Annotated in this window: 7 protein-coding genes; 1 reads left to right on the top strand and 6 read right to left on the bottom strand. The window is 64.6% G+C overall.

Going from position 1 to position 11,077, the window contains the following annotated elements; all coding sequences use genetic code 11:
- From AC1DJT_RS28430 to AC1DJT_RS28420, 3 genes are all read right to left on the bottom strand, one after another.
- The coding region (locus AC1DJT_RS28430) for a serine protease family protein (protein ID WP_476835348.1) at window positions 1-1,461 on the bottom strand (1,461 nt) is incomplete at its 3' end.
- The gene (locus AC1DJT_RS28425) at window positions 1,449-2,798 is read right to left on the bottom strand and encodes a hypothetical protein (protein WP_476835347.1); all 1,350 of its coding nucleotides are present in this window, start codon (window positions 2,796-2,798) and stop codon (window positions 1,449-1,451) included. The genes AC1DJT_RS28425 and AC1DJT_RS28430, both read right to left, overlap by 13 nt.
- The gene (locus AC1DJT_RS28420; protein WP_476835346.1) at window positions 2,795-3,616 is read right to left on the bottom strand and encodes a hypothetical protein; all 822 of its coding nucleotides are present in this window, start codon (window positions 3,614-3,616) and stop codon (window positions 2,795-2,797) included. The genes AC1DJT_RS28425 and AC1DJT_RS28420 overlap by 4 nt, the downstream gene beginning before the upstream one ends.
- 93 nt (window positions 3,617-3,709) lie before the next feature.
- Between AC1DJT_RS28420 and AC1DJT_RS28415 the strand changes: the two genes are divergently transcribed.
- Window positions 3,710-4,426 carry a hypothetical protein gene (locus AC1DJT_RS28415; RefSeq protein ID WP_476769669.1) on the top strand — a complete coding sequence of 239 codons (717 nt, stop codon included), beginning with the start codon at window positions 3,710-3,712 and terminating at the stop codon, window positions 4,424-4,426.
- A 1,224-nt stretch (window positions 4,427-5,650) separates the two neighbouring features.
- Here AC1DJT_RS28415 and AC1DJT_RS28410 read toward each other — a convergent pair.
- The 3 genes from AC1DJT_RS28410 to AC1DJT_RS28400 all read right to left on the bottom strand — a co-directional run bounded on the left by AC1DJT_RS28410 (window position 5,651) and on the right by AC1DJT_RS28400 (window position 11,030).
- Entirely contained in the window at window positions 5,651-5,815 is a 165-nt protein-coding gene (locus tag AC1DJT_RS28410; protein WP_476769671.1) for a hypothetical protein, read from the bottom strand.
- A 914-nt stretch (window positions 5,816-6,729) separates the two neighbouring features.
- A complete protein-coding gene (locus tag AC1DJT_RS28405; RefSeq protein ID WP_476835345.1) occupies window positions 6,730-9,918 on the bottom strand; it encodes an efflux RND transporter permease subunit in 3,189 nt (1,062 codons plus the stop codon).
- A gap of 5 nt (window positions 9,919-9,923) precedes the next feature.
- On the bottom strand, window positions 9,924-11,030 hold the full coding sequence (locus tag AC1DJT_RS28400) for an efflux RND transporter periplasmic adaptor subunit (protein ID WP_476770710.1): 1,107 nt from the start codon (window positions 11,028-11,030) through the stop codon (window positions 9,924-9,926).
- Window positions 11,031-11,077: the final 47 nt, after the last annotated feature.

The following is an 11,077-nucleotide window of genomic DNA, read 5'->3' as shown; positions in this document are numbered from 1 at the left end:
GATTACGAACAGATAGTTGGCGCTGAGGGTGGCCTCGGAACGCCAGGTCATACCCTGTTCTTGGTTCTGCCTTTCGCCAGCGACCTGCAAGCCCGTCGGAATGAGCTTCCAGACAAGGTATTTTGTGCGCTTTTCATCTAGCGGGCCGTAGTCGACGGAAGCCAGCACAAGGTCTCCCGAGCTGGATAAATGATCCGCCATGAGATCTCCAGCGCGCGCCTGGGGATGGACGAAGGTTCGCCAATCTCGCGAAACCAGACAGGCCGGGCCATCGATGTGGGACACAACCGAGGGGGCCGGGAAGGCGGGGGAGTAGCCCTTTCCGGTGCTGGAAAAGCCGTGCTTTTCAAATTCAGCGCGAAAGTCGGCGATACGATCCGGATGGCTGAGAACCAGATCGACCGGATAGGGCCGGAGCCGCAGAAGATCGAGCAGCGCTATCCAATCGGCGGGCGGATTCATTCCCACAGCAAAGCCGTTATCGGCGACCGTCTTGAACCAGAGTTCACGACAACGTTCCCACTCCATGCAATCGAGACGCGCCGCGCGGCTTTCCCAGCCGCGCACGAGATTTTCCAGCCGGCACCTGTAGGCGGCGCCTAGCTCGGACGAATCGCGTAGCGGCTGGTTCAGCCGGGTGTCGCAGCCGTCTGCAGCGGGTACCGCCGCCGTCGGCGCCCGCTGCACCAGAATGTTGGGGAGCGTGGACGAGCCTGGCGAAGCGCGGCAGGCGAGGCCAGCGGTGTCGTATCCATGGGTCGGCGGCAGCGCCGTCCCCGCACACAGCGCCGCCGTGATTTCCACGCTGGGCCATGCGGCGACGTGATCGTCTCCGAGCACCAGCCCTACGATCCCGGCCTGCGTGACGACCGGGCTTCCCGACATGCCTTGCTCGGTAAATCCCTGGGTCTCCAGCTTGAGYGTCTTGCGGTCGATGCATCCGCCCGCCCGCAGGCAGGCATCGGCAAACCAGAACGGTCCTACTCCGCTGCCGACCGGCAGAACGTCTGTCACGCGCACGGCATGAAATCGCGAACTTGGGGCTGGCTCTCCTTCTGTCCATGCCGACGGCACGGCTCTGAGGTCCGGTGCGCAGCCCGCATCAGCGACGATCACTGCGACGTCGAAGGCTGGAGAGTCGCCCCGCGTCACCGAATGGACCGAGAGCGCCTTCGGGGTCGACGCACATCCGTCCGGCACGCGGGCCCATCGCAACGAAGGAGCCGGCAGCGAGGAGTCCAGAACGGACTCCACGACATGTCGCGCGGTGGTGATCATTATCAGCCCGCCGGAACCAGCGGTGACGTAGCCGGTCCCTCGCCTCCCGGCATCGATCGTGACGACACGGGCCGCGGCACGGTCGAGGGCCTCGCCGAGCGGCATTTCTCTCGCGCGCGCTATGCTGGTGAGCTGAAGGAGGGCCAACGTTGCAAGGATTGTGCATCGCATCATGAAATCCATCTCCTCAACAGTTGAGAAAGGCTCCACAAGTTGGCTATCACGGACGTCGCTGCGCCGAGCAGCAGTGCTAGCCCGGGGTCGGCGGTAAGAATGGCGAGGTAGCTCACGCCGATTTTTCGTTCCCCCACAGGCCCGACCAGATAAACAGTGCCGACCCCGCCTGTATCGCTCGCACGCTGGGTAACCTCGAAGTTCCCGTTGGCGATCGGCTCGACGGCCACGCGCCAGCGCAGCTCGTTCCGCGTCGCGAGCGTAGGGCACTGGCGCTTTCCCAGTACCTCGTGCCCGACATGGCGCACATCGATCAGGGGTAAGCTCAAGCGCTGCTCGAAGTCGACTGTGCCTGCGATCACGGAGCAACGCGCAGGCGGGCCGGGCGACAGGAGTGCATTCGCGGCAACAGTCTCGAACGAGACGCGGCTCGCGTCGAGCACGACGCGAGGCAGGAGGGCGCTCGCCGGTGGCCGGTCGCGATCGCCTGGCTTCAGTTGGATCAGCATCTCGGCATCGCCTTGCTCTTGCCTCGGAGCCTGAAACGTCAGCCTGGTCGGCAGCCGCCATTCGTTGCCCCCGAAATGGCTGCAGTCGCCCGACAAGTTAGGCATCCAGGGCAACGCCGCTTGCAGCGTCCACGCGCCGTCACCGCCAAGCCGCAACTGGTCAACATTTGCAGCGCCTGGAGTCTTAAAGGCCGAGAGCGTTAGGGTAGAGCCGGAAGCGAAGGTCAGCGTCAGCCCTTCGGGCTCGTGTAGCCGTACCAGCCGGTCGATCGCGATCGGTGGGCAGCGCTGCGCTACGCCGCCGTCGGACGCGAGAAGGAGTGCCTCGGCACTGCCGTTGATCCGGGCGTTTAACGCCGCGATCGGCGGGAAATTCGTGAACTTCAACGCTACGGCATCTGCCTCAGGGGCTGCGGTGACGGCGACATGATCGGTMTCGGCGACGATTGCCAACGCCGTTGTGGGGGCGGTGCGCGATCCGTACACGAGGACCGCCGCCGTGATGCAGACGATCGCCAGAGCTGCGGGATATTGCCAGGCGCCGATCGGTTCTTCCTTCGGCTTATCGTTCGCTATGGCGGCAAGCGCGATCAGATCCACCGCCCTCAGGCCCTGACCTGCCTCATCCTGAACCATGTCGGGGGCGGGTGACACGAGACCCGTGTTGCTGCCGGGGTGCGCCGCTTGCTGAGCGGTCGAGCCAAGGATCGCGACCACTCGACTGAGATAGGCCGTCCGCCCCGCTTCGAGTGCCGCCGCCGCAACCGCCGCACGCCTTTCCTTTACGGCATCCTGCTCGGTCGGCCGCCGGCGCAAGAGGTCCAAGAACATGCTCATGGTGCGAGCACCATGTCGAACGTGACCGCCGTGGCCGTCGCAGGATCGCAGCCTTGCTCGGAGCTCGTGCAGGCGCGCAGCAGAAGTTGGAACGCCGAGGGCATGCCGTCGGGGATCGTCACCTCGATCAGCTCGACCGAAGCGACCTTGGCGTCCAGGTTCACCTCGCCCGCAGCGAAGTCCGGTTTCAGCTCAGCGTTCAGTGGCAGGTAGGTTGCACGGGCTGCGGCGAGCGGGCGTGCCGACAACAGCCGAACGCGGCTGGCACTTCCTTGCGCGGCTTGCGCACCCGGCGGTACGAAGCGCACTGGCACGTAGACGAGCTGCCGATCGGCGGCCGGATCGGCAGGCCGGTAGGYCACGAAATCAAAGGTCAACATGGAGGCGCTGTTGCGAAACTGCGCGACGTCCCAGGATTTCGCTCGACGGTCGGTGAAATCGCCCGCGAGAAAATACCGTCCCCCCTTCAACGAGATGCCGCGGAAGCGAAGCGGTCCTTCCACCGTGCTGCGCAACTGCGGCAGGGATATCTGCACCGGGCCGGAGCCCTCCTGCAACTGCCGGTCGGTCGGTATCGGTTTGGCGACGAAACCGGCAAGGTCGAGCACTGCGGCCGACTGGCGTGGCGAGATCAGACCTTCGCAAAGCTGGCTGTTCACATGCCAGCGATAGTTCTTCTGCGAAGGCGCCGCAGCTGGTTCCTGCAGCCCGCAGCACCAGGCCGAGGCGCCAGTCCGCGGGCAATAATCGGCGTGGGCTTGGGGCGCTGCGATAGCGAAAGTAGCAATKGCGAACGCCGTTGCGACGGTCGGCTTCACTGTATATCCCTCCCATATTGCTGCTGTCGTAGATTTCACGGCATAGTTGTCCCCTAGCTTGCGCTGGTTTGGTCCCGGAGTTAAGGGGGATGCATGCTTTTTGGGCGTCGCCTGATTGCGTTGTGTGGCTTCGCCATGCTGGCCGTGTCGGCGAATGCGCAGCCGTCGGAAGCCGAGCATCTGAAGCGGGCGCTCGCGCTGGTCGAAGCTTATCGATCGTCGCTTGATCTGTTGACCGACCTCGCGGACGACCTGACGCCGCTGCGACGGTTGCGAGCTGCCGCGCCTGCGCTTGCCAGCCTGACAGACCCAGGCGTCAGCGACGACCTGCTCGCGAGGTATGCGCCCAAAGACAGGAACGGCAGGCCGCTCACCGGAGAAGCGGAGCTAAACGCAGTTGAGCGGTTCCGCTATCTMATGGCAGATGTCGCGTCTGGCGCGGGCAGCATGGAGCGCTGCATTGCCGCGATCGACACGCTCGAAGCACAAGCCGGCGGTTTCGTGTTCCTGCCGATCGGACATGCCCTGCTCGCCAACCGGTTTCTACCAGCGCCGGTCGTTGCCGGGGGGTTACGCGCGGCCGATCTGATCGGCCGGCCTGCAACATTGTCTCTACAGGAGATCAACGAGCTCCAATCGGCTCTCGCTGCCGCAGTCAGCTTCCGTGAGATTGAGCGCCGCAGTGCAATGGCGTGTCATGAGATCGTCGCGCGTTACACCGACATACGGCTTCGCGACGATGCCGACGTACAGTTCATCATTCGACTCGACGCCAGGATAGCGCGTACGCAAATTCGCCTGCTGCAATAGCGTGGTAAATCGCGCGAACGACGGCGTTTGCGTGAGTTCACGGAGGGATAGACGTGTTGGTCCCATCTACAATGTCGCGCCGGCTGCTCGCTAGTGCCACAGCGATCGTGGCCTGGGCGATGGGTAGCTGCGTTGCACCCGCCCAAGGGCTGCTTCCCGATCTCCCAGTGTGCGAGCGGGCTTCGGTGCCGAGTGTCCCGATCGGCGAGCAACTCGCTCGCGCCGAAGAGCTGCGCAAGGCCGCCAAGAAACTCGAGGCGTTCGATTACGATCGCTGTTACGGACTCGGTAGATCGTGCTTCGGACAGGTTGAAAGCCCGATAGGGGTAGAGGACGAATCCTACCGCACGTGTGGTCAGTTCTCAGTTCGTGAGCGCTCAACCTTCGACGTGTGGCTGCCGCTTAAGAGGCGGGAGATCGCTTGCATAATCGAAAACCTCAGCCAACGCGCCGATGCGCTGCAGCAGGCGGCACTGGGGCCGCAGGCCGCGGCAGAAACATCGCCGRTCGCTGCTGTTATCGCGCAACTCGCCGGTCAGGAGCGGACGCTAGATGGGGCGACGCTTGGCCGGTTGGCCTCCGGCGCCACGTGGTGTTCGCTGCCAATCTTCCGAGTTCGCGCCCTTTGTGCCGATGGAACGGGAGCCGTCGTAGATGGCCGAGGCCAGCAGGCGTTAACGTGGCAGGTCGTTGGCGACCGGATTTGCCTTGCCACGTTTGGGGATGCGCAGTCCTGTTTTAGTCTCCGCATTGCGGGAGGCAGACTCGCACTGATGACTGAAAAGTCCGAGCAAGCCGACTTGATTGCGGTAACGCCCGGCGTCGTTGAAACATGGGCGCGAAGCTGCCCTCCAAAGTAAATTGGGGCGCGCCGCACTGCGGACGCGCTTGCGCGAACGTGCTCGGCAATAAGTAAGTAGCGTGAGGCATACAGTTGAATACCTTGTCCACTTTGGGGCGGGCGTTTCTGACGCTGGCAAGGTCCGCTTTCCAGCAGCTTGATTTGAGCGGCAGCAAATGACCGGCCCGCTTGTGTGGACCGGCTGCATTTCACAATGGGTTCGGCGCGATGACTGAAGTCGCTCATGTGTACCCGACCAACTGATCGGCTCCCGGGCCGTGGCCATGATGGGGTACGCACGCACCTTTGGCCTTATAGGAGATCGGCCGTTTCCAGGCTCAGGGTGCACAAATTAATCCGTTCGCGAACTCCTTGGGAAGTTGTTAGACGGCGATCGCCTCCTTGTGCGTGTCGAAGGATTGTCCATTACGCAGCACGCTCCAGCTGATACGGGCGAGCGTAGTTGCCAGCTTGTTACGGTGAAGCCGCGCGGCCGCTTCCTTCAACCAGTTGCCGAAGCTGAACTTCCCCCTGTTGTGCGGCCTCATGATGATGACCTCCGCCGCCTTGATGAACAGCTTGCACAGATAGCTGTTGGCCTACTTCGAGATGCACCCGAGCACGGTTCTGCCGCCGGTACTGTACTGCCGCGGGACGAGACCGAGCCAGGCGTCAAAATCGCCGCCCCCGGCTCGAAGGCTTCACCATCGCCGACCGCGGCCACCAGGGCAGTCGAGATGATCGGCCTGACATCCGGAGCGCTCACGAGCCGCGTGCAGGCGGCCTGCTCGGCTGCGATCTTCCCGATCTCGGCTGCGATCGTCTCGATTCGCTCGTCGAGCCCCAGCCAATCGTTGTAGAGGCCGACGATCAGACACGCTGCGCCCCGCGACGAGACCTGAGATCCTGCGCAGGCGTTCCGGAGCAGCGTCCAGGGTCTTATTCATGGCAAGCGCGGGACGACGGCAGGCTGTCCATTCGCCACAGCGCGCATTCGTTAGGGGAGGGCGACCTCAACCGCCTTCACCGCAAAATGCGCGCGGAAGGAATGGCCAAAGGGTCCTTTGCAATGGCAGCACGAATTCCTTGACGCGGTMACGCCGAAGCGCTCAATCTGGCCACATCGAATGGCTGTTGAGTATGGCACGCGTGCGCTAGCTCTCTGGTGAGAGAGATTAGCAATTTCAATTGCTTATGAGAAAATCGGCTGAGAATCCCTCCGTCTCCGCCACTTCTAACCTCTTGAAATCGCGTCGCTAGGCCAATTCCTTCGGCGCGGCCGGGTCACAGGTGTCGGGCGCGTTCGAGCGAGGACGCTCTATCCGGGGCCACAATCGATTCCGGCCGCGTTCGCGTCTTGCCCAACATCGCCCCGAAGGAGTGTCTTGTCGCTCGGTCGGATTGCAGCCCCCTCGACGGTCACCGTCGCACATCCCGGTCCGAACGCCCACCGCGTCAGACCCTATTCTGCAGGACTATGCGGCTTGGCCACCGCTTCGCCAGCCTGCGGTGTCGYCGCCTCTGCGATCGGCTTCGGCCGCGTCGAGGGGCGCAGGCGTTCCCGCATCGATTGGAAGAAGACGTAGAGCGGCGGGATCACGAAGATCCCGAGCAGCGAGGCGAAGATCATGCCGCCGAAGACCGGCGTGCCGACATTGCGCCGGGCGAGCTGCGAGGCGCCAGTGGCGATGACGAGCGGCAGCAGCCCGAGGATGAAGGCGAAGGAGGTCATCATCACCGGGCGGAAGCGCAGCCGGGCGCCTTCCGCCGCGGCCTCGAGCAGCGGAACCCCGCTCTCGCGTTGCTCCTTGGCGAACTCGACGATCAGGATGCCGTTCTTCGCGGCAAGGCCGATCAGCACGATCATGCCGATCTGGGCATAGACATCGAGTGTCAGGTGCCCGAGCACCATGAAGGCGAAGGAGCCGAGAATGCCGATCGAGACCGAAAGCAGTACGGGCACCGGAATCGTCCAGCTCTCGTAGAGCGCGACGAGGAAGAGGAACGCGAAGAGCACGGCGAAGGCGAGGATGATCGGCGTCTTGCCCTCGGCCCGCTTCTCCTGAAAGGCGGTATCGGTCCATTCTCCGGCATAGCCCGCGGGCAGCACGCGGGCCGCGACCTCCTGCATGGCGTTGAGCGCCTCTCCCGAGGAGACGCCGGGCGCCGGGCCGCCCTGGATCGTGACGGCCCGCAGGTTGTTGTAGCGGATCAGCGCGGGAGGACCGACGACGACGTGGATCTCCAGGAGGCTGCGCAGCGGCACCATCTTGCCGTCGGCGCTGCGGACATTGATCCGGTAGATGTCGTCGATCGAGGCGCGGTCGACGGCCTCGGCCTGGAGTTGCACCTGCCAGGTCCGGCCGAACAGGTTCATGTCGTTGGCGTAGTAGCCGCCGAGCGAGGCCTGCAGCGCCTGGAACACATCCTGAAGCTTGACGCCGAGAATCTGGACCTTGTTGCGGTCGATATCGAGATAGATCGACGGCGTGGTCGCCGAGAAGGTGCTGAACACCCGCGACAGTCGCGGGTCCTGGTTGGCGGCAATGGTCAGGCCGCGGACCACCTGTGCCAGGGTTTTGGGGTCGCCGCCGCGCAGATCCTCCAGCACATAGGTGAAGCCGCCGCCGGTTCCCAGGCCGATGATCGGCGGTGGCGCGAGCGGCATCACGGTGCCGCCCTGGACCTGCGCGAATTTCGGCGCCAGCCGGCGCATGATGGCGGGCACGCCGAGATCGGCCCCCTGACGCTCGCTGARCGGCTTGAGCGTCACGACCATGATGGCGGAGTTCGCCTGCGAGTAATTGTCGATGAAGTTGAGGCCGACGACGGAGGTGTAGTCGGCGACCGTCGCCTCGCCCTTGAGGATCTCCTCGGCTTGCTGGACCACGGCCGAGGTGCGCCCGACCGCAGCGCCGTCCGGCAACTGGACCACCACGAAGAAGGCGCCCTGGTCATCCTCGGGCAGGAAGCCGGTGGGGGTGAATTTCGAGAGGCCGCCAATACCCACCGCCGCGATGGCGACGAGGACGAGGCCCATCACGGAGAAGCGGACGATGCGCGCGACCACCGCGCCATAGCCGTCGCGGACCCGGTCGATGCTGCGCATCACATAGCCCATCAGGCCGCGCCTTGGGCCGTGATGGCGCTTGAGCAGGACACCGCACAGCGCCGGCGAGAGCGTGAGCGCGTTGATCGCCGACAGCACCATGGCGACGACGACCGTCACGGCGAACTGGCGAAACAGCTCGCCTGCGATGCCGGGAATGAAGGCGACGGGAACGAAGACGGAGAGCAGAACGAGCGTAATCGCGATGATCGGCGCGGTGATTTCCCGCATGGCGACCTTCGTCGCCTCGCCCGGCGTGAGCTCCGGCCGCTCCTCCATCACGCGCTCGACATTCTCGACCACGACGATCGCGTCGTCGACGACGATGCCGATGGCGAGCACGACGGCCAGCAGCGAAACCGAGTTCGCGGAGTAGCCGATGGCGTTGAGGACGATGAAGGCGCCGATCAGGCTGACGGGGACCGCGAGCGTCGGGATGAGCGTCGCGCGGAAACTCCCCAGGAACAGATAGACGACGATGACGACGAGCACGAAGGCCTCGAGGAGCGTCTTCTTGACCTCGTCGATGGTGGCGGTGATGAAGGCCGTCGGATCGTAGGTCACCTTCCATTCCAGGTCTTCGGGAAAGCTCTTGGCGAGCTCCCTGACCTGGGCGCGGACGGCGTCGAGCGTGGTGATCGCGTTGGCGCCGGGCGCCTGGTAGAGCGCGATCACGGCTGCCGGGCTGCCGCCGAGGCGGGTGTCGCGGTCGAGATTATTGGCCCCGAGCTCCAGCCGCGCGACGTCGCCGAGCCGCAGCACCGAACCATCCGGGTTCGTGCGCAGGATGATGTTGGAGAATTCCTCGGTGGTGGCCAGCCGTCCCTTGGTCTGGATGCTGAGCTGAAGCTGCTGGTCGTCGGAGATCGGCCGTCCGCCGATCCGGCCGACGGCGGCCTGCACGTTCTGCGACTGGATGGCGGCGATGAGGTCGCCGGTCGTCAGGTTGAGTCCGGTCAGTTCGTCGAGCTTGATCCAGGCGCGCATCGCATAATCCTGCGCGCCCCACAGAGCGGCATCGCCGACGCCCTGCGTGCTCTTGATCCGGTCGAGCATGTTGATGGTGACATAATTCGACAGGAAGAGCGGATCATAGGTGCGCTTCGGCGAGTAGACGGCGAGCACGCCGAGAAGAGCCGAGGACTTCTTCTTGACCGTGACGCCCTGGCGCTGGACATCCTGCGGCAGCTTCGACAGGGCGATCTGAACGCGGTTGTTGACGTTGACCGCGTTGATATCGGGATCGGTGCCGAGCTCGAACGAGGCGAGCAGCGTGTAGCTGCCGTCGTTGCCGCTGACGCTCTTCATGTACATCATCTTGTCGACGCCCACGACCCGGGCCTCGATCGGCTGCGCGACCGTCGCGTCGACGACCTGGGACGATGCGCCGGGATAGACCGTCGTCACCGAGACCTGCGGCGGCACGATGTCGGGGTATTGCGCGACCGGAATCGCCAGCAGCGAGAGCAGGCCGGCGATCGTGGTGACGATGGCGATGACGATGGCGAGGCGGGGCCGATCAACGAAGATCGCGGAGATCATGGGCTTCAGCTTCCCTTGATCATCGCCGGCACCGGGCGTGCCCGGACGGGTGCCCCTGGCCTGACGGCCTGCAGACCCTCGACGATGATCTGCTCGCCGCCGGCCAGGCCTTCGGACACGACGGCATTGGGGCCGTCCTCGCCGCCGAGCTTCAGCCGCTTGACGACGGCCTTGCCGTCCACGACCGCAAAGACATAGACGCCGGCCTGGTCGGCGATCAGGGCTGCCTGCGGCACCACGATCATCTGCTGCGGATCGCCGACCTCCAGGGCGACGCGCACCAGCTGCCCGTCGGTCAGCGCGCCGGTCGGATTGGGCATCCTCGCCCGGACGAGCACGGTGTCGGTGCCACGATCGACCGAGTTGTTGACGAAATCGATCTGCCCGAGCTGGTCGTAGAGAGTGCCGTCGGAGAAGCGGAGCTGCACCTTGACCGCCTTGGGATCGACATGCTTGCCCGTTTCGGCGCTCTTGAGGAATTCGCGCTGGCTGACCGGGAAGGTCACATACATCGGATCCTGGCTGATGATCGTCGTCAGCACGCCGCTGTCGGGGCCGACCACATTGCCCTTCGTGACATTGGTCAGGCCGATCTTTCCGGAGATCGGCGCCGTGATGGAGGTGTAGCCGAGATTGACTTTCGCCGTGGCGAGATCGGCCTGGTTGGTCATGATCGCGCCGGCGGTCTGCTGCTTCTGGGCAACGGCCTGATCGCGCGCCACGACGGTGCCGGCCGCCTTGGCCAGCAGGTCCTGGGCACGTTCGAGCTGGATCGCGGCCAAGGCGTCGGCCGACTTGCTGATCTCGAGCGCACCCTGCGCCTTCTCGACCGCTGCCTGGAAGAGGTCGCGCTCGACCCGGTAGAGCGGGGCGCCGGCCTTGACCATGTCGCCTTCCTTGAAGAGCACCTCCTCAAGATAGCCGGTGACCCGGGCCCTGATGTCGACCTTGTCGATTCCCGAGACGCGGCCGACGAAACCGAGAGACTTGGAAATCGGTTTGCGTTCTGCGTTGATGGTGCCGACCTGAACGGCGGCAGGCTCGCCTGTCTGTGCGAGGGCCGGCCCGGCAACGGCGCAGGCGACAGCCGCCACATATGCAATCCGCCACATCGACGCCTCCCTGCCAGCCGTGGTGAAGACTTCCCGGGCCGCTCTAT

This window comes from Allobosea sp. 05T422_2 (assembly GCF_056396265.1).
The sequence above is the reverse complement of the archived record's forward strand: the minus strand, read 5'-3'. Positions and strand labels throughout refer to the sequence as shown.

Excerpts from the sequence above, each read along its gene's own strand:
- AC1DJT_RS28410 (WP_476769671.1), bottom strand. The coding sequence starts at position 5,815 with ATGAGGCCGCACAACAGGGGGAAGTTCAGCTTCGGCAACTGGTTGAAG.
- AC1DJT_RS28400 (WP_476770710.1), bottom strand. The coding sequence starts at position 11,030 with ATGTGGCGGATTGCATATGTGGCGGCTGTCGCCTGCGCCGTTGCCGGG.